Source organism: Plantactinospora solaniradicis (assembly GCF_042658085.1).
GTDB classification, from domain to species: domain Bacteria; phylum Actinomycetota; class Actinomycetes; order Mycobacteriales; family Micromonosporaceae; genus Plantactinospora; species Plantactinospora solaniradicis.
The window spans coordinates 410,622-432,209 of sequence record NZ_JBHSPR010000001.1 but is presented as its reverse complement, the minus strand read 5'-3'; the positions used below and the strand labels follow the sequence as shown (position 1 = coordinate 432,209).

Sequence of the window (21,588 nt, the reverse complement as noted above, 5' to 3'; positions counted from 1 at the left end):
TGTCACTGTGAGCACCTACGGAGGACGAGAGCTGTGAGCCGGATAGTGATCATCGGCGGGGGGCCGGCCGGCTACGAGGCGGCCCTGGTCGCCGCCCAGTTGGACGCCGACGTCACGGTCGTCGAGACCGATGGCGCCGGGGGAGCCTGCGTGCTGCACGACTGCGTCCCCTCCAAGACCTTCATCGCGAGTTCCGAGGTCGTCACCGGGTACCGCGACACCGAGGAGTTCGGGGTGCACTCCGACGGTCTGGACGCGATCACCGTCGACGCAACGACGGTGTACGGGCGGGTCAAGCGCCTCGCACTCGCCCAGTCGGCCGACATCCAGGCCAAGTTGATCAAAGCTGGCGTGACGTTCGTCTCCGGCCGGGCCAAGCTGGGCGAGGACACGCTCGGTCACACCCACCGGGTGCTGGTGACGCCGTCGGACGGTGACTCCACGTACTCGATGGATGCCTCGACGGTCCTGATCGCGACCGGCGCCACCCCCCGGGTGCTGCCCACCGCCGTACCGGACGGCGAGCGGATCCTGGACTGGCGCCAGGTGTACGACCTGCCGGAACTGCCCGAACAGTTGATCGTGATCGGCTCCGGTGTCACCGGCGCCGAGTTCGCCAGCGCCTACCTGGCGATGGGCGTGAAGGTGACCCTGGTCTCCAGCCGGGACCGGGTCATGCCGCACGAGGACCCCGACGCCGCGATGGCGATCGAGCAGGTGTTCCGGTCCCGGGGCATGACCATCCTGAACAACAGCCGGGCCAACAGCGTCCGCCGGTCCGGCGACGGGGTCGAGGTCGAACTCTCCGACGGCCGGATCGTGCACGGCTCGCACGCGCTGATGGCGGTCGGCTCGGTGCCGAACACCGCCGACCTCGGCCTGACCGAGTACGGCGTGGCGGTCGCCCCCGGCGGCTACGTCAGCACCGACCGGGTCTCCCGGACCAATGTGCCCGGCATCTACGCCGCCGGTGACTGCACCGGCGTACTTCCCCTGGCCAGCGTGGCTGCCATGCAGGGCCGGATCGCCATGTGGCACGCCCTGGGCGAGGCGGTGTCGCCGCTGCGGCTGCGTACCGTCGCCGCCAACGTCTTCACCGACCCGGAACTGGCCACCGTCGGGGTGTCGCAGAACGAGGTGGACTCCGGCAAGGTTCCGGCCCGCCAGGTGATGCTGCCGCTGGCCGGCAACGCCCGCGCCAAGATGGCCGACCTCCGGGACGGCTTCATCAAGCTGTTCTGCCGGCCCGCCAGCGGCCAGGTCGTCGGCGGTGTGGTGGTGGCGCCGAAGGCCAGCGAGCTGATCCTGCCGATCACGATGGCGGTGGAGAACAATCTCACCGTCGACCAGTTGGCCCTGACCTTCACCATCTACCCATCGCTGTCCGGATCGATCACGGAGGCGGCCCGGCAGTTGATGCTGCACGGATTGGAGTAGTCCCGCTACCGAAAATGGTACGGGGTTGGGCATTACGTCCGGGGGCGGCAGCCCGATAGCGGCCGGCGTACCGTTGTCGGCGCGCGAGCCGCACCCCCGGGTCCCCCGTTCCCGGCGGTGAAGCGGCTCGCCACCAGGGCCGCCGGCGGGTCCCGCGCCGGCGGCCCGCCGCACGGATTCGCCGGCGGCCCGGCTACTCCTTCTTGATTCGGCGCCGTTGTCCGGTCCGGACAGTTACCCGCTACACGGCGAGGGTTGGTTAACGATCCGGCGCCGAGAGTGACCAAGGGATGACGCATCCGGTGTACCGTCCGGAGTGGTGACCCCCTAGGCGCCAAGCAGTCTGCTTCTGGGAGCCTCGATGCCCGACAGCTCGGAATCGAAATTCGCGGCACGAATGCGTGAGCTACGCCTTGAGCGTGGAATCTCCCTCCGCGAGTTGGCCAGGATTGCGATCTACGGCAAGAGCTATCTGCACGAGCTGGAGACCGGGATGAAGGAACCGACGCAGCAGGCAGCCCAGCGGATCGACGATGCCCTCGGAGCAGGTGGCGAACTGGTGGCATTGGCGTCCACCGGAATGCGACGTCGGGAAGTCATCGCCCGAGCCGGCATAGCCGTGGCACTTCCACAGACGATCCTGTCGTACGGACGTCAGGTCGGCGCCGGGGTGCCACAGCAGATCATCCAACGGACCGCCCGGCTCCGGCGGATCGACGACTACCTCGGTGGGGCCGACACCTACGATCTGTACACGACAGAACTGAACTCGACCGCGCGGCTTATCAGGGAGGGCAAGTACTCGGGTACCACCGGCCGAGCCCTGGTGGCGGTCCTGTCCGAACAGGCGCAGCTGGCCGGCTGGGCGGCGTTCGACGCTGGCCGCCACGGCGACGCCGAGCGTCTGTACCGGATGAGCCTCGCGGCAGCTTGCGACGCCGAGGACCAGGCGTTGGTTGGCAACGCCATGGCGTTCCTCGCCTACCAGGAACTGGCCCTCGGACGCCCCGCCACGGATACGGCCACAGCCGCCTGCGACGCGGCCGACTCGGCCGTGACGCCTGGGGTCCGGGCACTGCTGCACATGCGCTGCGCCTGGACACATGCGGTGAACGGGCAGCCCGACGATGTCGAGCGGCACCTGGGGATCGGGGTGGCCTGCCTGACCGAGCCCGACGACCGACCTGAACCCGACTGGGTCTACTGGGTAGATCATCGGGAGGCGGAGATCATGACCGGTAGGTGCTGGACGGTGCTGCGCCGTCCACTACGGGCCATCGCGGTCCTCGAAGCGGCCCTAACCCGGTACGAGGACACCCACGCTCGCGACAAGGCGCTCTACCTGTCCTGGCTTGCGGACGCCTACCTGGACGTGAACGAGGTCGAGCAGAGTTGTGCCACCGCCGCGCGGGCCGTTCGGCTGTCGGCCGGAGTTGGATCGAACCGGCCCGGTCAACGGATCGAGGCATTCGTCAGCCGACTCGGCCCGTACGCGTTGCTGCCCTGTGTCGCCGAACTGCGAGGGTTGGTCAAGGACCAGGCGCGTCGGCGACCGACTCGCGTAGCCAGCCCAGGCACCCAGTAGACCCTGCCACGATCGGGGTAGCTGTCACCTGAGGGTTGTCCCAGGGGTGCCGCTCCAGTAGCGCCGCCTCCAGTTCGGGGTACCGGTCCGCCGTCGTGTAGAGCAGCAGGCGCCACTCTTCGCCGGTTCCCTGTTGGCCCAGGTGCCAGAAGACGCTCGTCACGGGCCCGATCACCTGTGCGTTGCCGGCCAGTCGCGCCTCAACGAGGTGCTCGGCGAGTGCCACTGCGGCCTCTCGGGTTTCGGTCGCCGTGGCTACCTGGAGGAAGTCGCTCACGAGTCGAGCCTAACCGCCCAGGTGTCCGCGGACGCCGGGGCCAAATCGCTGCGGACAGCCAGGGGACGCCCAAACTCTGCCGCTGACGCTGAACGACGGAGAGGCTACGAGCCAGGCGCGACGACACGAGCTGCGATCCCGAGCCGCAGGTTCGCGCCCGTGCCCGGCCGGATCTGCAGGGATCCGGGCCCGGGTGTTCGTTCAATCAGCCGGACCGGTGCCGTCCCCCGCGCGCCGGTCGCGGCCCTGGACCGGGACGTGGCGGTCGGTGCCGGAGGGCCCGGTCGTCACGTCCCACTCAGCCGGGCAGGGAGGACAGCAGTGGGCGTACTGGCGAGGTGGCGGGCCGGTTGGCGGGCGACACGCCGGGAGCGGATTCTCGCGGCGGCTGCCGCCGACGAGGCGGAGGAGGCGACCCGGGCTCGCGACCGACTTCTCGTCACCGCGAACCTGCAACGCGTCACTGCCGGTACCGCGCTCTACCTGCGGGCCGGCGAGTGGCGAACCCCGCCGGACGTCCCACCCAGCGCCTACGTCGACGTACGGGTGTCGCGACTCGACGAGCGAATCATCGTCTACGACGGGGCGGCGTGGGTCGAGGGGGCCGGGCACCTCCTGGAGTGCGCGTGGCGGGACGACGATGGGCATCCGCCGTGTCTTGTGGTGCTGGCCCGGGTGGACGCGATCCTCCGGGCGGCGCAATGAGAGCGCTGGTATGCCTCTGGCGCCGACTCCGCCGTCCCCGGCTCCGTGAGTACTGGTGGGACGGCCGGCGGTGGCGGCGGGTCCGGGGACCGTACCGGTGAGCCGACCCGTTCGACACTGGTCCCTGGCGGTCGAGCACGCCGCCGCCCGCTGGATCCTGCGTTTTCACGCCCTACGCCGATGTGTCGACTGCGACCCGGACGGCTGTGCGGTGTGGGACTGGGCGGTGGAGGTACACCGCCGGGAGCGGGTGATCGCCGTACTGCGCGGCGGCAAGCTGCCGGCGAGCGCCACGATCGACGATCTCCATGAGGCTCTCGACCGGATCCGCTGACCGCCCCCACATATACCGATGGTCTGTATATGCTGTTCTCATGACCGAAGCGCTTCGGGAACCCACGTTCCTTGTGCTCACCGCGCTTGCCGAGCAGCCGCAGCATGGCTACGGCGTGATGGAGGACGTTCTCCGCATCTCCGAAGGACGGGTACGGCTGCGCGCCGGCACCCTCTACGCGGTGCTGGATCGGCTCCGCGTCGAAGGACTGGTCGAGGTGGACCGGGAGGAAATCGTGCAGTCCCGGCTGCGGCGGTACTACCGGATCACCGAGCAGGGGGCGCAGCGCCTCGTCGACGAGGTGGCCCGACTGCGCCGCAACGCGACGGCCGCCTCGGCTCGACTGCGCAAGAGTGGATTCGCCATCGAGGGAGGCACGGCATGACCGGCGACGAGCCGCAGCACGACACCGAACTGGAGCGCCGGTACCGGTGGCTGCTGGCCTGGTATCCGTGGGAGCACCGCCGGACGTACGAGGACGAGATGCTGGGGACGCTGCTGGCCGGCTCCCGTCCCGGGCAACGCTGGCCGGCGGCGGCCGACGCCGTCAACCTCACCTTCGCCGCCGTGCGGGCCCGGATCAGTCTCACCGTCCGGCCGGGCGTGGACCGGGCCTGGCTCGACGCGGCAGCGGTCTTCGGCCTGCTTGCCGCGCTCCTGCTCCTGGCCTGGCAGCTGGTGCCGGCCGTCAGTCACACCGCCTGGGCGTGGGTCGCTTACGAACTGGGGCATGACTCCAGCCCGTGGCTGGACGATCCCGTCCAGTGGGTGCGGATCGGCATCTGGTCCCTGGTCCTCGCGGCGGTGCTGATCGGCATCCGCTGGCTGGCCGCGTCGCTGGCCTGGGCGGCGGTGCTGCTGGACGTCGTCATGCTGGGCGCCATCTACACCGTCGAACCCGTCACGGCGGTTCACGCGCTGTGGCCAGTGCTGTTCGGTGCGGTCTGTGCGGGCGTGCTGACCGCACCGGCGTCACGCCGGGCGGGAATCGCGATCCTCGGTTGGCGCCGGTTCCTGTTCATCGCCGCCTGTCCCGTGTTGCTGCTGGTCGCGGTGGTGTGGCGGGAGTACGAGTTTCGCGCGGTCGGGCCGGTGTGGTTCCTCGACCGGATGGTGACCCTCTCGCCCCCCGCAGCGCTGTTCAGCCTGGGGGCAGTCATGGGGGCGGTCGTCGTCTGGGTCGTACCCGCGCCGGTCCGACGACGGTGCGCGGTCCTGCTCGCCCCGGTGGTTGCGGCCTACCTGGTGGTACGCCTCGGGCTCGCTGGCTGGACGTACTCGAACTGGAACATGGGGCATCCGGTGTACCTGGTGCCGATTCAGTGGACGTTGCTGGCCGTCGTCCCGCTGCTGACCTTCGCTCTCGGGCTGGTGCTGCTTCGCCGACGGGAGCAGACGCTCCGCCTGGTGGCCCTGGGCCGAGACACCGATCGGCATCGTCCTGGTTCGCAGTCCCCGGCCCACTGACCTGGGGACAGGACGGCTTCCGCAAGCCCGCGACAGGGGCTCATATGTACCGAAGATCGGTATATCCTGATGTCATGACGGAGGCGCTTCGGGAACCCACGTTCCTCGTGCTCACCGCGCTTGCCGAGCAGCCACAGCACGGCTACGGCGTGATGGAGGACGTCCGCCGCATCTCCGAGGGACGGGTACGGCTGCGGGCCGGCACCCTCTACGCGGTGCTGGACCGGCTCCGCGTCGAGGGACTTGTCGAGGTGGACCGGGAGGAGATCGTCCAGTCGCGACTGCGGCGTTACTACCGGATCACCGGGCTCGGGGCGCAGCGTCTCGCCGACGAGGTGACCCGGCTGCGCCGCAACGCCAGCGCAGCCTCGGCCCGACTGCGCAAGAGCGGACTCGTCATCGAGGGAGGCCCGGCATGAGCGGCGACGAACCGGAGGACCTGGGCGAGAGCGCCCTGGAGCGTCGGTACCGGTGGCTGCTGGCCTGGTATCCGTGGGAGCACCGCCGGACGTACGAGGACGAGATGCTGGGCGCGTTGCTGACCGACGCCCGCCCCGGGCAACGCTGGCCGGCGCCCGGGGACACGGCCAACCTGGTCTTCGCCGCCGTACGGGCGAGGTTCGGGCTCACCGTCCGACAGGTCGTAGACCGGAGTTGGGTCGACGCCTCGGCGGTATTCGGCCTGTTGGCGGCACTCCTGCTGCTGGCCTGGCAGGTGGCACCGATCCTCGTCCAGGCCGCCTGGGCGGCGGGCTTTCCGGAGTTGGGCATCAGCGACTGGTACGCCCATCCGACCCAGTGGGTGCGGCTCGGGCTGTGGTGTGTGGTGGTCACGGCGGTGCTGGTCGGCTTCCCGCGCTGGGCCGCCTCGGCCGCCTGGGTGGCGGTACTGGCGGATGCCGTCGTCCTTGGCTCTCTCTACGGCACGGAGTCGGTCGCGGTGGCGAACATGCTCTGGCCGGCCGCGCTCGGAATCGTCTGCGCGGTCGCGCTGACCGTACCGGCGCCCCGAGGAAGGGCGCTGGAGATCCTCGGTCGGGCCCGCTTCCTGTTCATCGCCGGTTGTTCCGTGCTGTTTCCGATCGCCATGGCCTGGCGGGTGTACCGCAGGTTCGAAGAAACGGTCTACCTGCTGGTGGGATTCTCCACGCTGCTGCTCTACCTGACTGCTGCCGCCGGGCTGCTCGCGGCCGCGCTGGGCGTGCCGGCGCCGATCCGGCGCCGCGGTTTCGTCCTGCTCGGCCCGGTGGTCGCGGTCTACTTCGTGGTACGCGTCGGGCTGGCCGGCTGGATGTACTCCAACGGGCACATGGGACATCCGGTGTACCTGGTGCCGATCCAGTGGACGCTGCTGGTCGTCGTCCCGCTGCTCACCTTCGCCCTCGGGCTGGTGGTGGTGCGCTGGCGGGAGCAGACGCTCCGACTGGTGGCCCTGGGTCGGGACATCGACCGACATCGTCCTGATCCGCCAGCGCCGGCTCGCTGACCAGGCAACGGGACCGCCTTTCGCGATCATGCGACGTCGTCGTGTTACGCGGGCGCAACGAGCTCGGCGTAACGTCAGGTCATGGCGGACTTGTTCGAGGACTACCGCCTCGGCCCAGGCTGGGACGAGATGTTCGGCGCGCCGGGCATGCCCCGGGAGACGTACGAAGCGCTGCATGCCACCCTGCAACCGTTGTCCAGCGTCGAACTCCGGGTCCGGGCGGAGGTACTGGCCCGGGCGTTCCTCGACCAGGGGATCACCTTCGCGCTCAAGGGCGTCGAGGGGCCGTTCCCGCTCGACATCGTGCCCCGGATCATCGCCGCCAGCGAGTGGCGGGTGGTCGAGGCCGGAGTCGCCCAGCGGGTAAAGGCCCTGGAGGCGTTCCTCGCCGACATCTACGGCGCCGGCCAGGTGCTCGCCGACGGTGTGGTACCCCGGCGGGTGGTGGTCACCAGCGCGCACTTCCACCGCGAAGCCGCCGGAATCAGCCCACACAACGGTGTACGCATCCACGTCGCCGGAGTCGACCTGGTCCGCGACGAGGAGGGTGCATTCCGGGTCCTGGAGGACAACGTCCGGGTGCCCTCCGGTGTCAGCTACGTGATGGAGAACCGCCGGGCGATGGCCCACGTCCTGCCGGAGGTCTTCGCCGCGACCCGGATCCAGCCCGTCGAGTCGTACCCGGGGCAGTTGTTGCGGGCGCTGCGCGCGGCGGCGCCGATCGGGATCACCGACCCCACGGTGGTGGTGTTGACCCCCGGCGTGCACAACTCGGCCTACTTCGAGCACGCCCTGCTGGCCCGCGAAATGGGCGTCGAACTGGTCGAGGGTCGGGACCTGGTCTGCGTGGGTAACGAGGTCGCCATGCGGACCACCGGCGGCGAGCAGCGGGTCGACGTCATCTACCGGCGGATCGACGACGAGTTCCTCGACCCGGTGCACTTCCGGGCCGACTCGGTGATCGGGGTGGCCGGGCTGCTGAACGCGGCCCGCGCCGGCCGGGTCACCATCGCCAACGCCGTCGGCAACGGCGTCGCGGACGACAAACTCCTCTACTCGTACGTCCCGGACCTGATCCGCTACTACCTGAACGAGGAGCCGACCCTGTCCAATGTCGAGACGTACCGGCTGGAGGATCCGGAGGTGCTCGAACACGTCCTCGACCAGTTGGACCGGCTGGTGTGCAAGCCGGTCGACGGGTCCGGCGGTGCCGGCATCGTGATCGGCTCCCAGGCATCCGACTCCGAACTGGCCGAGCTACGGGCCCGGCTCACCGCCGACCCGCGCGGCTGGATCGCCCAGCGCGAGGTGGCACTCTCCATGGTGCCGACGCTGATCGGCAACCGGCTGCGGCCCCGGCACGTCGACCTGCGCCCGTTCGCGGTCAACGACGGCCAACGGGTCACCGTGCTGCCGGGCGGGCTGACCCGGGTCGCGTTGCCCGAGGGGGCGCTGGTGGTCAACTCCAGCCAGGGCGGCGGGTCCAAGGACACCTGGATCCTCGCCGAACCGCCGTCCGAACTCAGCCCGGTGGACCTGAGCACGGGCATCGATCCGGCCGATCCGGGCGACCCGGCCGACCTCGACGTCCCGGTGCTGCCCCGGGTACCCACGCCGCGCAGCCCGGATCCGGGGCCGGGTGCCGGTCCCGTCGCGGAACAGCAGCAACAGCAGCAACAGTCCACCCGGGACGCCGGTGCCGGTGAGGGGCGGTCGGCATGCTGAGCCGGATCGCGGAGTCGCTCTACTGGATCGGGCGGTACGTCGAACGCGCCGAGGACACCGCGCGGATCCTCGACGTACACCTGCACCGGATGCTTGCCGACCCGTGGGTCGACGAGGCGACGGCCTGCCGGTCGCTGCTCGGCGTGATGGGAGTCGGACCACTGGAGCAGCCGGTCACCGCGGCTCGGGTCGTCGGGGTGCTCGGCCTCGACGAGGAGAATCCGAGTTCCGTGGTCGGTGCCCTGGCCGCCGCCCGGGAGAACGCCCGGGGCGCCCGGGAGACCATCTCGGCCGACATGTGGGAGTGCATCAACTCGACCTGGCACGGCCTGCCGGGCGCCCGGCGGCGAGCCGAGGAGCAGGGCGTACACGCCTTCTTCCGCTGGGTCCGGGAACGCTGCGCGGTGATGGCCGGTCTGACCGACGCCACCATGAGCCGGGACGAGGGCTGGCTGTTCCTGGTGCTGGGCCGCAGCGTGGAACGGGTCGACATGACCGCCCGGCTGCTCTCCACGCACGAACGCGCGGGCGGCAGCATCCCGTCCTGGCTGACGCTGCTGCGCTCCTGCGGCGCCTGGGAGACGTTCCTGCGGACGTATCGAGGCTCGCTCGACGACCGGCACTCGGCGGAGTTCCTGCTGCTCGACCGGCTATTCCCACGCTCGGTCTTCGCCGCGCTGTCCCGGGCCGAAGGCTGCCTCGCCGAGCTGGAGCCGTACGGCGGCCCGGGTCAGCCCGGCCGGACCGGAGTCGCCACCGACGCGCAGCGGATCATCGGCCGCGCCCGGACGGGCCTGGAGTTCCGGGCCGCGGACGAGCTGATCGGCGACCTCGGCGCGGTCCTCGCCGGCCTCGAACGGACCTGCTCGCAGGTGAACGACGCGGTCTCCCGCCGGTACTTCCGGCAGACGTCCGCCGTCGCCTGGGTGCCGGAGGCGGTCGCGTGACCGGGCCCTGGCCCCGGACCTGCCCTCGATCCCGGGCCGGTGGGAGGTTCCGATGACGGTCGGCAGTTGGCGGCTGAAGATCAAACACCAGACCGGCTTCACCTACGCCGGAACGGTCGCCGGGTCCTACAACGAGGCGCGGATGTCGCCGCGCAACGATGCCCGCCAGGCGGTGCTGGAGGCGCGGGTGGAGGTGTGGCCGTCGGCCCGGACCTACCGGTACGAGGACTACTGGGGGACCGTGGTGACCGCCTTCGACCTGCACGAGGCGCACGAGTCGCTGCGGGTCACGGCGTCCTCCACGGTGGAGACCCTGGGCCCCGGCGACCAGTTGGCCGCGACCGACGGGGCCGGCTGGGCGGACCTGCGCGGGCCGGAGAGCCGGGACCGCTGGTACGAACTGCTGCTACCCACCCCACGTACCGCGCTCGACGAGGAGTTGACCGAACTGGCCGAGTCCGTCCGGGCCGCACAGCCGACCCCGTACGCGGCCGCGATGGCGCTGTGCGAGCAGGTGCGCGACGAGGTCGCGTACACCTCTGGCGCGACCGGGGTGCAGACCGACGCCGTACAGGCCTGGCGGCAGCGCAAGGGCGTCTGCCAGGACATCAGCCACCTGACGGTCGGACTGCTGCGCAGCATCGGCATTCCCGCCCGGTACGTCTCCGGATACCTGCACCCGGTCCGGGACGCGAGGATCGGGGACAGCGTCGTCGGGCAGAGCCACGCCTGGGTCGAGTGGTGGGTCGGCCGGTGGACGGCCTTCGACCCGACCAACGGCGTACCGGTCGGCGAGCGGCACGTCGTGGTCGGCCGTGGCCGGGAGTACGGCGACGTACCGCCGTTGAAGGGCGTCTACGCCGGGCCCGCCAACACCGGACAGGGTGTCGAGGTGACCATCACCCGGCTGCGCTGACCCCGACCAGGGGCGCGGAACCGGGGTGCAGCCGCTACGGAGCGGGCAGGCACGGAGCCGGTACGGAAATGCGGTGCGTGGATCGGGGGCGGCGGCGTACGGTGGCCGCCATGTACAGCGCGAACGTGACGACCACGCCGGGAGACCCCGGCGTGCCGCACTGACGCGAACACTTCGTCGACAGGCCCCGGGGCGATCCGCTCCGGGGCTTCGTCGTACTCCGGGACCGGAATCGTCGCCGCGGGTTCCCGATCTTCAGGAGAACGACATGGTTGACCACCGCAGGCTCGGCCGCGAGCTTGAGCTGTTCCACGCCGATCCGCTGTCCGGTGCCGGCCTGCCGATCTGGCTACCGGCCGGTGCCGCCGCCCGGCACAGCGTCGAGGAATACGTCCGTGAGCTGGAGCGCCAGGCCGGCTACCAGCACGTCTACTCGCCCCCGCTGGGCAAGCGCGAGCTGTTCGAACTCTCCGGGCACCTCGGCTACTTCGCCGACGACATGTTCCCGGTGCTGCGGCTCTCCGCCGACGACGAATTCGTGCTCCGCCCGGCACTCTGTCCGCACCACGCCCTCGTCTACCGGGCCCGGGGACGGTCCTACCGGGAACTGCCGCTGCGGATCGCCGAACTGGGCGGGATGTACCGGCCCGAGCGGTCCGGCGTGCTCGGCGGACTCAGCCGGGTCCGGGCGATCTCGCTCAACGACGCACACAACTTCTGCGCCGTCGAGCAGGTCGGAGCCGAGGTCGCCGAGATCCTCGACCTGATCCGGACCGCACACGCGGCGCTCGGCGTACGACCGGCCGGGTTCCGGCTCTCCCTGCGCGGTCCGGGAGAGAAGTACGTCGGCGACGACGAGATGTGGAACCGCGCCGAGAACCTGCTCCGGGAGGCGCTGTCCGGACTGCCGTACGTCGAGGCGGCCGGCGAGGCGGCGTTCTACGGTCCGAAGATCGATATCCAGATCCTGGACGGGGCCGGTCGGGAGTCGACCATCTCCACCATCCAGCTCGACTTCGACAAACCGGCCCGGTTCGACCTCTCCTACACCGACTCCTCCGGCGGGCGCAGCCGACCGGTGATGGTGCACCGGAGCCTGGTCGGCAGCATGGAACGGCTGTTCGCGTACCTGATCGAGGTGCACTCCGGTGCCTTCCCGGCCTGGTACGCGCCGGTGCAGGTGCAGGTCCTTCCGGTCGGCCCGGAGCAGTTCGACGCGGCGGAGGCGTTCCGGCGGGACTGCGTACGGGCCGGGCTGCGGGCGGAACTGGTCGGCGACGGCTCGTTGGGCGCCCGGGTCCGGGTTGCCGCCCAGCGCCGGGTTCCGTACGCGGCCGTGCTGGGTGCCCGGGAGGTGGCGGCAGGTCAGGTGGCGCTGCGGCTGCGGGACGGTCGGGCGGTGGAGCCGATGGCGGCGCCGGACGCGCTGCGGATGATCGCCGGGATCGTGGCTGCCCACTCGGCGGAACTCCTGCCCTGATCCCCGACGGTGCGGGCAGGAGTTCCGGGCCGGCCGCCCGAGTGGGTTCCGCGCGGCGGTTCGGGTTCGGCTCCGTTCACGCCGGGAGGAGGTTCGGCTCCGTTCACGCCGGAAGGAGGTTCGGCTCCGTTCACGCCGGAAGGAGGAGCACCACGAGGGCGGCGGTGACGAAGACCACCTGGATGGCGGTCCGGATGCCGAGTGGCTCCACCGGACGGCCGGCCAGGGCCAGTTCCCGACGCGCGGCGTGGATGTTGGCCGGGAACATGGCGAGCATCATCAGCGCGAGCCCGGCCGCCGCCCAGCGGGCGGTGGCCGGGACGAGCAGACCGACCGCGCCGACCAGTTCCAGCACACCGGTCACCGTCACCAGCAGATCCGGTCGCGGCAGTGCCGGCGGGACCATCGCGATGAGATCGCGGCGGTGCGTGGCGGCGAAGTGCGCGTAGCCGGTGAGCAGGAACATCATGGCCAGCCCGATCCGGAGTGCGGGGTGCCAGCCGTCCAGGGCGTCGACGCCGAGGAAGCCGACGATCCGGGCGACGAACGTGCCGGCGAGCAGGGCGATCAGCGGAATCATGTCGGTGTCCGTTCGATGAGATGAGAGGGGGGAACTTGACGTCGTCAAGACTGCACGCCGACAGGACATCTTGTCAATGACAAGTTATGCTGGTTGCATGATCGAGGAGAGTGCCGCAGGGCGGCCGTACCATCACGGAGATCTCAGGCGTGCGCTGCTGACCGCCGCCGCCGAGGCGATCGAGGAGTCCGGACCGACGGCGCTCAGTCTGCGCGACCTGGCCCGCCGGGCCGGCGTCTCCCACGCCGCACCCGCACATCATTTCGGCGACAAGGCCGGCCTGCTCACCGCGTTCGCCACCGAGGGCTTCGAAATGCTGGCGGACAGCCTGAACCGGATCCGGGCCGAAACCGACAGCCTGCTGGAACTCGGGGTCGGCTACGTCGGATTCGCCGTCGCGCACCGGGCCCACTTCGAGGTGATGTTCCGGCCCGAACTCTTCGGCCCGGAGGACCCGGCACTGGCGGCGGCGAAGCGGCGGGCCTCCGACGCACTCCGGGCCGGCGTCGCCACGCTGCCCGACACGACGGCCGGGCCGGAGGCGGCGAACGCCCAACTGGCCGCCTGGTCCATCGTGCACGGCTTCGCCACGCTGTGGCTCGGTGGGGCGCTCCCGCCCGAGGTCGGCACCGACCCCGAGGCGGCATCCAGAGCGGTGATCCGGCTGCTCTTCACCCCGGGCCAGGACGGCTAACGCCGCGTGCCCGTCACCAACTCGTCGGCAACGGCATCCCCTCGGTGTAACCGGCGGCGCTCTGTACCCCGACCACCGCGTTCGCGTGGAACTCCGCCAGGTCGGCCGCGCCCGCGTACGTGCACGCACTGCGTACGCCCGCCACGATCTCGTCGATCAGGTCCTCGACGCCGGGCCGGGCTCCGTCGAGGTACATCCGCGCACTGGAGATGCCCTCCTCGAACACCGCCTTCCGGGCCTGGTCGTACGGGCTGTCCTCGGCGGTACGGGCACTGACCGCACGCGCCGACGCCATGCCGAAGCTCTCCTTGTAACGGCGACCGTCGGCGTCGGTGTAGAGGTCCCCCGGTGACTCGTACGTGCCGGCGAACCAGGTACCGATCATGACGTTGGACGCCCCGGCGGCGAGGGCGAGCGCGACGTCGCGCGGATGACGTACCCCGCCGTCGGCCCAGACGTGCCGACCCAGCCGGGCGGCGGCGCTCGCGCAGTCGAGGACGGCGGAGAACTGCGGCCGACCCACCCCGGTCATCATCCGGGTGGTGCACATCGCCCCCGGGCCGACGCCGACCTTGACGATGTCCGCTCCGGCCTCGACCAGATCCCGTACGCCCTCGGCGGTGACCACATTCCCGGCGACCACCGGTACGGGCGGGTCGAGTGCCCGTACCGCGCGCAGTGCCCTGATCATCCGCTCCTGGTGGCCGTGCGCGGTGTCCACCACCAGGGTGTCCACCCCGGCGTCGAAGAGCGCGGCGGCCTTCCGGGCGACATCGCCGTTGATGCCGATCGCGGCGGCGATCCGCAGCCGGCCCTTGGCGTCCAGCGCCGGCCGGTAGAGGGTGGCCCGCAGCGCTCCCTGCCGGGTCAGCACCCCGACCAGCCGCCCGTCGACGTCGACCACGGGAGCGAGCCGGCGGCGACCCCGGGAGAGCCGGTCGAATCCGGTCCGGGGATCCGCCTCGGCGGGCACCGTGTGCAGTTCGGTGGACATCACATGCCGCAACTGCGCGAACCGGTCCACCCCGAGGGTGTCCGCCTCGGTCACCACGCCGACTGGTCGTCGCTCGGCGTCGACGACGATCACCGCCCCGTGGGACCGCTTCGGCAGCAGGTGGATGGCGTCGCCGACGGTGTCGGTGGGGCCGAGCGTGATCGCGGTGTCGTGTACCAGGTGCCGCTGCTTGACCCAGGAGACGACCTCGGTCACCACGTCGATCGGGATGTCCTGCGGCAGTACGGTGAGCGCGCCGCGCCGGGCCGCCGTCTCGGCCATCCGGCGGCCCGCCACGGCGGTCATGTTGGAGACCACGATCGGGATCGTGGTGCCGGTACCGTCGCTGCTGGAAAGGTCGACGTCGAGCCGGGACTCCACGGCGGACCGGGCCGGGGCCAGGAAGACGTCGTTGTAGGTCAGGTCCTGCGCGGGTGTCGTACCGGTGATGAACTGCACCTGGCCATCATGCCCGACGAAGATCCGCCCGGCCGGCAGTCGCGCCCGGGACGACCGACCGACCAGCCGAGGCCAGGCCGGGCGGGCGGGCGCCGTTGTCCGACCCGGCCGGGTCAGCTGATGACGCAGATGACGGCGCCGGCCGGGTCAGCTGATGACGCAGATGACGGCGCCGGCCGTGAGCACCCCGCCGACCTCGGCGGAGAGCCCAGTCACCACCCCGGCCTTGTGCGCGTGCAGCGGCTGCTCCATCTTCATCGCCTCCATCACCAGGACCAGGTCACCCTCGGCGACGGTGTCCCCGTCTGAGATCGCGATCTTGACGATCGTGCCCTGCATCGGCGAGGTCAGCGCGTCGCCACCGGCACCGCCGGCCCCGGCCGTCGCGCCGGCCCGGGAGCCGCGCCGGGTCGGACGCCGGACGCCTGCACCCGGCGTACCCGGGCCACCGCCGGCCGCACCCGGGCCGTAGCCGGCCGGAAGGCTGACCTCCAGCCGCTTGCCGGCCACCTCGACCACGACGGTCTCCCGCTCGCCGCCGCCCGGCTCCGCGTCTGAGTCCGCGGGCACGGTGTACGGCGGGACCGTGTTGTCGAACTCGGTCTCGATCCACCGGGTGTGTACGGCGAACGGGGCGCTCGTGAACGCCGGATCCCGGACGACCAGGCGGTGGAACGGCAGCGCGGTGGCCATCCCGTCGACCACCATCTCGTCGAGGGCCCGACGGGCGCGCTCCAACGCCTCGGTACGGGTCTCACCGGTGATGATCACCTTGGCGAGCAGGGAGTCGAAGTTGCCGCCGATCACGTCACCTGCGGAGATCCCGGTGTCCACCCGTACGCCAGGGCCGCTCGGTAGCCGCAGCGCGGTCACCGTGCCGGGCGCCGGCAGGAAGTTCCGGCCCGGGTCCTCGCCGTTGATCCGGAACTCGATCGAGTGTCCGCGCGGTACCGGATCGGCCTCGAGCCGGAGCTTCTCCCCGGCCGCGATCCGGAACTGCTCGCGGACCAGGTCGATGCCGGCGGTCTCCTCGGTCACCGGATGCTCGACCTGAAGCCTCGTGTTGACCTCCAGGAACGAGATCGTGCCATCGGCGCCGACCAGGTACTCGACGGTGCCGGCACCGTGGTAGTCGGCCTCCCGGCAGATCGCCTTGGCGCTGGAGTGGATCTGTGCCCGCTGTGCCTCGGTCAGGAACGGCGCCGGTGCCTCCTCGACCAACTTCTGGTGCCGGCGTTGCAGCGAGCAGTCCCGGGTGCCGACGACCACGACGTTGCCGTGCTGGTCTGCCAGGACCTGCGCCTCGACGTGCCGGGGCCGGTCCAGGTACCGCTCGACGAAACACTCGCCCCGGCCGAAGGCCGCGAGCGCCTCCCGGGTGGCCGACTCGAAGAGCGCGGGGATCTCCTCCATCGTCCGGGCCACCTTGAGGCCACGGCCGCCGCCGCCGAACGCTGCCTTGATCGCTACCGGCAGCCCGTGGTCGACGGCGAACGCCAGCACCTCGTCCGGTCCGTTCACCGGGTCGGGGGTGCCGGGCACCAGGGGAGCACCGGCGCGCTGCGCGATGTGCCGGGCGGTGACCTTGTCACCCAGGTCGCGGATCGCCTGCGGGGTCGGCCCGATCCAGGTCAGCCCCGCGTCGATCACGGCCGCCGCGAAGTCCGCGTTCTCGGACAGAAACCCGTAACCCGGATGTACGGCGTCGGCCCCGGACCGGGCGGCGACGTCGAGCAGTTTGTCGATCCGCAGGTACGTCTCGGTCGCGGTCTGTCCGCCGAGCGCGTACGCCTCGTCGGCGAGGGTGACGTGCAGCGCGTCGCGGTCGGAGTCGGCGTACACGGCGACGCTGGCCAGTCCGGCATCCCGGCAGGCGCGGACGACCCGGACGGCGATCTCGCCCCGGTTGGCGATCAGTACCTTGCGCACGCGGCTGCTCCTCCTCAGGTTGCTCCCCGCCAGCGGTGGGCGCCGGTACGGCTGTCGGGACCGGCCGGCACGCTCACCGGGGACCCGACACGCCCACCGCCCGTCGATCGGCCGGCGTTCTTGCAGGAACATTGTCGACGACGGCGGTGGTCCCGCCGACGGGCGGGTGCGGTCTGTCCTGCTGCCCTGCCGACTGGCGGGGGTGCTTCGTCCCGGGTCCTGCCGACCGACCGGGAGCGGTTTGTCCCGGTGGGCGGTGATGGCCGAGCCCGACGACGGCACCGGGCCGGGCCAGCGGGCGGGCGTTGCGGCCCGGCGGACCCGCCCGCGCTACGGGGTGCCGTTGGGCGTTAGTCAATTTTGGTTATTACGCTTCATCTGTGTCAGCTACCCGAATGATGATTCTCGGCCTGGTCCGGTGGATGCAACCGGTTCACGGCTACGACGTACGTCGTGAGCTGTTGAGCTGGAGCGCCGACAAGTGGGCGAACGTCCAGCCCGGGTCGATCTACCACGCGCTGCGCAAACTGGCCGAGGAGGGACAGCTGCGGGAGGTGGCCACCGAGCAGGTCGGTGCGCGCCCGGCGCGGATCACGTACGAGATCACGCCGAAGGGCGAGGACGAGTTCCAGAACCTGCTCCGTGGCCTCTGGTGGAACCTCGGCGAGGTGGTCGACCCCTTCTTCGCCGCCTTCTCGTTCCTGCCGGCACTACCTCGGGACGAGGCGTCGGCGGCGCTGCGTAACCGAGCTCGCCTGCTGCGCTCCACCAACGACAGCCTGCGGGCGGCGATGGAATCCGGATGGATGAAGCAGGGCAAGCCCACCCACGTGGCCTGGATGTGGCAGTTGTCGATCGCCCGTGCGGAGGGCGAGATCGCCTGGTGCGAGCGGATCGCCGATCTGATCGACGCGGGCGTGCCGTACATACCGGAGGAGTTCGCGCAGATGCCCGGATGGGACCAGTTCGGCACGCTGATCGACAGGGGTGCGGAGGGCGGGTGGCCGGAGCAGCTGGGTCGGCCGGAGCGGATGGAGCCGCCCGAGGCCGCCGAGGAGTCTTCGTCCAACGAGTAATAATCAACGTTGACTAGATGAGCTATATCGCGTTAGCCTCCCGGAAGCGTTGGGGTGGGCGCCTTCTGGCGGGCCCCGGGGGATGGGTCGGTGGGGATGCCGACCCGGCAGACCAGGAGCAGGCATGATCGAGACAAAAGGGCTGCGGAAGTCGTTCCGCTCCCGACAGGGCAGAAGTAAGAAGGCCGTCGACGCGGTCCGCGGCGTCGACCTCGTCGTCGCCGAGGGGGAGATCTTCGGATTCCTCGGTCCGAACGGCGCGGGCAAGACCACGACCCTGCGGATGCTCGCCACCCTCATCGAGCCGGACGGTGGTGAAGCGAACCTCGCCGGCGCCGACCTCCGGACCAACCCCGGCGAGGTACGGCGCCGCATCGGCTACGTGGCCCAGGGCGGCAGCACCTGGGACGAGTCGACCGCCCGGGAGGAACTCGTACTGCACGCCCGGATGTACGGCATCAGCAAGGCGGAGGCGAAGCAGCGTGCCGAACGCGCCCTGGAGGCGTTCCAGCTCACCGAGTACGCCGACCGCAAGTGCAAGACGTACTCCGGCGGCCAACGCCGTCGGGTGGACATCGCGCTCGGCATCATCCACGGACCGAAGATCGTCTTCCTGGACGAGCCGACCACCGGCCTCGACCCGCAGAGCCGGGCACACATGTGGGACGAGATCCGCCGGCTGCGCGCCGAGGGCATGACCGTCTTCATCACCACGCACTACCTCGACGAGGCCGACGCGCTCTGCGACCGGATCGCGATCATGGATCACGGCGAGATCGTGGCCGAGGGCACCCCGGCCGAACTGAAGCGGGAGATCTCCGGAGACGTGGTGCAGGTCACCATCGAAGGATCGGCACAGGACGCCGCCAAGGTGCTGGAAACCGAGCCGTACGTCACCAGGCTGGAAACCTCGGACGAGAGCGGGCTACGGCTCTACGTCAACGACGGTGCCCGGGACATGCCCCAGATCCTGCGCGCCCTCGACACCGCCGGCATCGCGCTCAGCTCCATCGAGCTGCACCGCCCCAGCCTCGACGACGTGTTCCTCACCAAGACCGGCCGCTCGCTGCGCGAGTCCTGACCGCCCCCCGCCGCGTCCGCCGAACAGGAGACCTTGCAATGAAATTCGCCCGCGACACCTGGCTGATCTTCCAGCGGCAGTTCATGCTGCTGGTCCGCCAGCCCGTCTGGCTCTTCGTCGGCATCTTCCAGCCGGTGATGTACCTACTGCTCTTCGCGCCGCTGCTCAAACCCGCGTTGCAGGCGTCGAGCAACGCCGAGGCGTACCGCATCTTCGTCCCCGGCCTGCTGGTGCTGCTCGCCATCTTCGGCGGCCTGTTCCAGGGCTTCGGCCTGATCGCCGAGCTCCGTGCCGGGGTGATCGAACGGTCCCGGGTCACCCCGGTCAGCCGGCTCGCTCTGCTACTCGGCCGGTCACTGCGGGACGTGGTGTCGCTGATCGCCCAGGCGATCATCATCACCCTGCTCGCGCTGGCCTTCGGGCTGTCCGTGTTCATCGGGGACCTGCTGCTCGCGTACCTGCTGCTGGCACTCATCGCGCTGATGACGTCCGCGCTGTCGTACGGCATCGCACTGGTCGTGAAGAGCGAGGACGCGCTCGCGCCGCTGATGAACACGATCGCCCAGCCGGTGCTGCTGCTCTCCGGGATCCTGCTGCCGCTGACCTTCGCGCCGGGCTGGCTGCAGGGAATCGCCGACTGGAACCCCTTCTCCTGGGCCGTGGACGGTGCTCGGGCGCTCTTCGCCGGAGACCTGGGCAACGACGCCGTCTGGCAGGGGCTGTCCGTGATGGCGGTCATCACCGCGCTGGCGGTGACCTGGGCGGCCCGCGAATTCGCCCGCAGCGTCCGCTGACGGGTGCCCGACGGGGACGGGCGGGGGTCGGCATCGACCAGCAGCGGCGGGCCGTCTGCCTGCCGCCAGAGGCGATCCGGCGCCCGCCCGCCGCGCGGTCTCGTTTCCAGTACGACGTCCCGCCCGCCCGGGCGGGACGTTTGCACTCAGCGGCGGCGGGCCAGGGTCAGCCCATCCGCGATCGGCAGCATCACCAGGTCGACCCGGTCATCCTCGAGAACGGCCTCGTTGAACTCGACGATCGCCCGGTCGCCCGGGTTCTCCGGCGCCAGGACCCGACCAACCCGCAGCACGTTGTCCACCAGGATCAGGCCGCCGGTACGCATCCTCGGCACCAACTCGGCCCAGTAGGTCAGGTAACCCGTCTTGTCGGCGTCGATGAACGCCAGGTCGAGATGCGGTTCCGTCGGCAACGACCGCAGCATCTCGGCGGCCGGACCGATGCGCAGATCGATCCTGCCGTCGACCCCGGCCCGCGCCCAGTACCGTCGGGCGATCGCGGTGTACTCCTCCGAGATGTCGAAGCAGGTCAGCCGGCCGTCCGCCGGCAAGCCACGGGCAATGGCCAACGAGGACAGGCCGGTGAAGGTGCCGACTTCGACCGCCTGCCGGGCATTCACCAGTCGGGTCAGGAAGGTGAGCAGTCCGGCCTGCTCCGGGGCGATCTGCATCTCGGCGTCCGCCGGCAGGACTGACAACGTCTCGTCGATCAGTTCGCGGACGAGCTCGTCCGGCGGGGAACCGTGCGCCAGGACGTACGCGTACAGGTCTTCGGTGAGCGGAATCGATTTTGTGGACACGTCCAGACGCTAGCCCATCATGGTCACCGGACCTGGTAGTTCATCAATGTGCCCGAGCAGTCGCCGCCCGGGCTCGGATGCCGTCGACGGCACCTCGCCCTATCGCTCGGGGCGGTCAGTTGCTGGTCGACGAGGCAGGGGCCGCTGTCCAGAGATCGGTGATCCGCAGGCCGAGTTCGCCGAGCAGAGCACGCAACAGCGGCAGGGACAGTCCGATCACCGTGCCGGGATCGCCGTCGACCCGGTCGACGAACGGGCCACCCAGACCGTCGATCGTGAAGGCGCCGGCCACCTGCATGGGTTCACCCGTCGCGACGTACGCGGCGATCTCTTCGTCGGTGATGGCCGCGAAGTGCACGGCCGTGTGGGCGACCGCACCCACCTCGCGCCCGCTGGACAGGTCGATCAGGCAGTGCCCGGTGTGCAGGACCCCGCTCCGGCCCCGCATCTCCCGCCAGCGGCGGGTTGCCTCGTCGGCGTCGACCGGCTTGCCCAGGATCTTCCCGTCGAAGGCGAGTACGGAATCGCAACCGAGCACGAGAGTCTGGAGATCGGTCGACTCGGGCACCGACCCGTTGCCGGTTGGTTGGCCGAGGCGTTCGGTTACCGTCCGTGCCTTCATCTGGGCCAGCGTGAGGCTGAGTGCCTCCGGTGTCGAGTGGTCCACCGTCGACTCGTCAACGCCGCTGACCAGCACCTCCGGCTCGATCCCCGCAGCCCGGAGCAGCTTACGGCGGGCGGGGCTTGCCGAGGCGAGCACTAGGCGCAGTCGCTTTGTCGTACGCACGGCGACCTACGCTACCCGCCGTGGGAGCGGCCAGC

The 21,588-nt window shown here is 70.6% G+C and carries 22 protein-coding genes; 16 read left to right on the top strand and 6 right to left on the bottom strand.

The window, feature by feature from the left end:
• The first annotated feature begins 33 nt into the window (after positions 1–33).
• Entirely contained in the window at positions 34–1,437 is a 1,404-nt protein-coding gene (locus ACFP2T_RS01985; RefSeq protein WP_377416594.1) for an NAD(P)H-quinone dehydrogenase, read from the top strand.
• A 361-nt stretch (positions 1,438–1,798) separates the two neighbouring features.
• Positions 1,799–3,022, top strand: a complete 1,224-nt coding sequence (locus ACFP2T_RS01980) for a helix-turn-helix domain-containing protein (RefSeq protein WP_377416592.1) — start codon at positions 1,799–1,801, stop codon at positions 3,020–3,022.
• On the opposite strand, the gene cutA is transcribed toward ACFP2T_RS01980, so the two are convergent.
• Positions 2,967–3,299 carry a divalent-cation tolerance protein CutA gene (gene cutA / locus ACFP2T_RS01975; RefSeq protein ID WP_377416591.1) on the bottom strand — a complete coding sequence of 111 codons (333 nt, stop codon included), beginning with the start codon at positions 3,297–3,299 and terminating at the stop codon, positions 2,967–2,969. The genes ACFP2T_RS01980 and cutA overlap by 56 nt on opposite strands.
• A gap of 321 nt (positions 3,300–3,620) precedes the next feature.
• Here cutA and ACFP2T_RS01970 point away from each other — a divergent pair, with 321 nt between their 5' ends.
• The 10 genes from ACFP2T_RS01970 to thrS all read left to right on the top strand — a co-directional run bounded on the left by ACFP2T_RS01970 (position 3,621) and on the right by thrS (position 12,359).
• Positions 3,621–4,004, top strand: coding sequence for a hypothetical protein (locus ACFP2T_RS01970; protein WP_377416589.1), 384 nt, complete (start codon positions 3,621–3,623; stop codon positions 4,002–4,004).
• Between the two features lie 97 nt (positions 4,005–4,101).
• Positions 4,102–4,338 carry a hypothetical protein gene (locus ACFP2T_RS01965; protein WP_377416587.1) on the top strand — a complete coding sequence of 79 codons (237 nt, stop codon included), beginning with the start codon at positions 4,102–4,104 and terminating at the stop codon, positions 4,336–4,338.
• Between the two features lie 40 nt (positions 4,339–4,378).
• Positions 4,379–4,723, top strand: coding sequence for a PadR family transcriptional regulator (locus ACFP2T_RS01960; protein WP_377416585.1), 345 nt, complete (start codon positions 4,379–4,381; stop codon positions 4,721–4,723).
• Complete coding sequence (locus ACFP2T_RS01955; protein ID WP_377416583.1) at positions 4,720–5,805, top strand: hypothetical protein; 1,086 nt, start codon at positions 4,720–4,722, stop codon at positions 5,803–5,805. Before ACFP2T_RS01960 ends, ACFP2T_RS01955 begins: the two co-directional genes overlap by 4 nt.
• A gap of 74 nt (positions 5,806–5,879) precedes the next feature.
• Positions 5,880–6,224, top strand: coding sequence for a PadR family transcriptional regulator (locus ACFP2T_RS01950; RefSeq protein WP_377416581.1), 345 nt, complete (start codon positions 5,880–5,882; stop codon positions 6,222–6,224).
• Positions 6,221–7,291 (top strand): hypothetical protein, encoded by a 1,071-nt coding sequence (locus ACFP2T_RS01945; protein ID WP_377416579.1) that lies wholly within the window; start codon positions 6,221–6,223, stop codon positions 7,289–7,291. Before ACFP2T_RS01950 ends, ACFP2T_RS01945 begins: the two co-directional genes overlap by 4 nt.
• 81 nt (positions 7,292–7,372) lie before the next feature.
• On the top strand, positions 7,373–9,016 hold the full coding sequence (locus ACFP2T_RS01940; RefSeq protein WP_377416577.1) for a circularly permuted type 2 ATP-grasp protein: 1,644 nt from the start codon (positions 7,373–7,375) through the stop codon (positions 9,014–9,016).
• Entirely contained in the window at positions 9,010–9,963 is a 954-nt protein-coding gene (locus ACFP2T_RS01935) for an alpha-E domain-containing protein (RefSeq protein WP_377416575.1), read from the top strand. Before ACFP2T_RS01940 ends, ACFP2T_RS01935 begins: the two co-directional genes overlap by 7 nt.
• 52 nt (positions 9,964–10,015) lie before the next feature.
• Complete coding sequence (locus ACFP2T_RS01930; protein WP_377416573.1) at positions 10,016–10,879, top strand: transglutaminase family protein; 864 nt, start codon at positions 10,016–10,018, stop codon at positions 10,877–10,879.
• Positions 10,880–11,147: 268 nt separating this feature from the next.
• Positions 11,148–12,359, top strand: coding sequence for a threonine--tRNA ligase (gene thrS / locus ACFP2T_RS01925; protein WP_377416571.1), 1,212 nt, complete (start codon positions 11,148–11,150; stop codon positions 12,357–12,359).
• Positions 12,360–12,489: 130 nt separating this feature from the next.
• Here the strand turns inward: thrS and ACFP2T_RS01920 are convergent, their stop codons facing one another.
• Positions 12,490–12,939, bottom strand: a complete 450-nt coding sequence (locus ACFP2T_RS01920) for a DoxX family protein (RefSeq protein ID WP_377416569.1) — start codon at positions 12,937–12,939, stop codon at positions 12,490–12,492.
• 97 nt (positions 12,940–13,036) lie between these two features.
• On the opposite strand from ACFP2T_RS01920, the gene ACFP2T_RS01915 reads away from it, so the two are divergent.
• The gene (locus ACFP2T_RS01915; protein ID WP_377416567.1) at positions 13,037–13,633 is read left to right on the top strand and encodes a TetR/AcrR family transcriptional regulator; all 597 of its coding nucleotides are present in this window, start codon (positions 13,037–13,039) and stop codon (positions 13,631–13,633) included.
• Positions 13,634–13,646: 13 nt separating this feature from the next.
• On the opposite strand, the gene ACFP2T_RS01910 is transcribed toward ACFP2T_RS01915, so the two are convergent.
• A complete protein-coding gene (locus tag ACFP2T_RS01910; protein WP_377416565.1) occupies positions 13,647–15,086 on the bottom strand; it encodes a GuaB1 family IMP dehydrogenase-related protein in 1,440 nt (479 codons plus the stop codon).
• Positions 15,087–15,233: 147 nt separating this feature from the next.
• The gene (locus ACFP2T_RS01905) at positions 15,234–17,015 is read right to left on the bottom strand and encodes an acetyl/propionyl/methylcrotonyl-CoA carboxylase subunit alpha (protein WP_377416563.1); all 1,782 of its coding nucleotides are present in this window, start codon (positions 17,013–17,015) and stop codon (positions 15,234–15,236) included.
• 380 nt (positions 17,016–17,395) lie between these two features.
• Here ACFP2T_RS01905 and ACFP2T_RS01900 point away from each other — a divergent pair, with 380 nt between their 5' ends.
• The 3 genes from ACFP2T_RS01900 (at position 17,396) to ACFP2T_RS01890 (ending at position 19,966) form a co-directional block, all read left to right on the top strand.
• Positions 17,396–18,091 (top strand): PadR family transcriptional regulator, encoded by a 696-nt coding sequence (locus ACFP2T_RS01900; RefSeq protein WP_377416561.1) that lies wholly within the window; start codon positions 17,396–17,398, stop codon positions 18,089–18,091.
• A 124-nt stretch (positions 18,092–18,215) separates the two neighbouring features.
• On the top strand, positions 18,216–19,172 hold the full coding sequence (locus tag ACFP2T_RS01895; RefSeq protein ID WP_377416559.1) for an ATP-binding cassette domain-containing protein: 957 nt from the start codon (positions 18,216–18,218) through the stop codon (positions 19,170–19,172).
• Between the two features lie 38 nt (positions 19,173–19,210).
• Complete coding sequence (locus ACFP2T_RS01890) at positions 19,211–19,966, top strand: ABC transporter permease (protein ID WP_377416557.1); 756 nt, start codon at positions 19,211–19,213, stop codon at positions 19,964–19,966.
• Positions 19,967–20,112: 146 nt separating this feature from the next.
• Here ACFP2T_RS01890 and ACFP2T_RS01885 read toward each other — a convergent pair whose 3' ends face one another.
• A complete protein-coding gene (locus tag ACFP2T_RS01885) occupies positions 20,113–20,766 on the bottom strand; it encodes an O-methyltransferase (protein WP_377416555.1) in 654 nt (217 codons plus the stop codon).
• Positions 20,767–20,881: 115 nt separating this feature from the next.
• Positions 20,882–21,553, bottom strand: coding sequence for a Maf family protein (locus ACFP2T_RS01880; RefSeq protein ID WP_377416553.1), 672 nt, complete (start codon positions 21,551–21,553; stop codon positions 20,882–20,884).
• Positions 21,554–21,588: the final 35 nt, after the last annotated feature.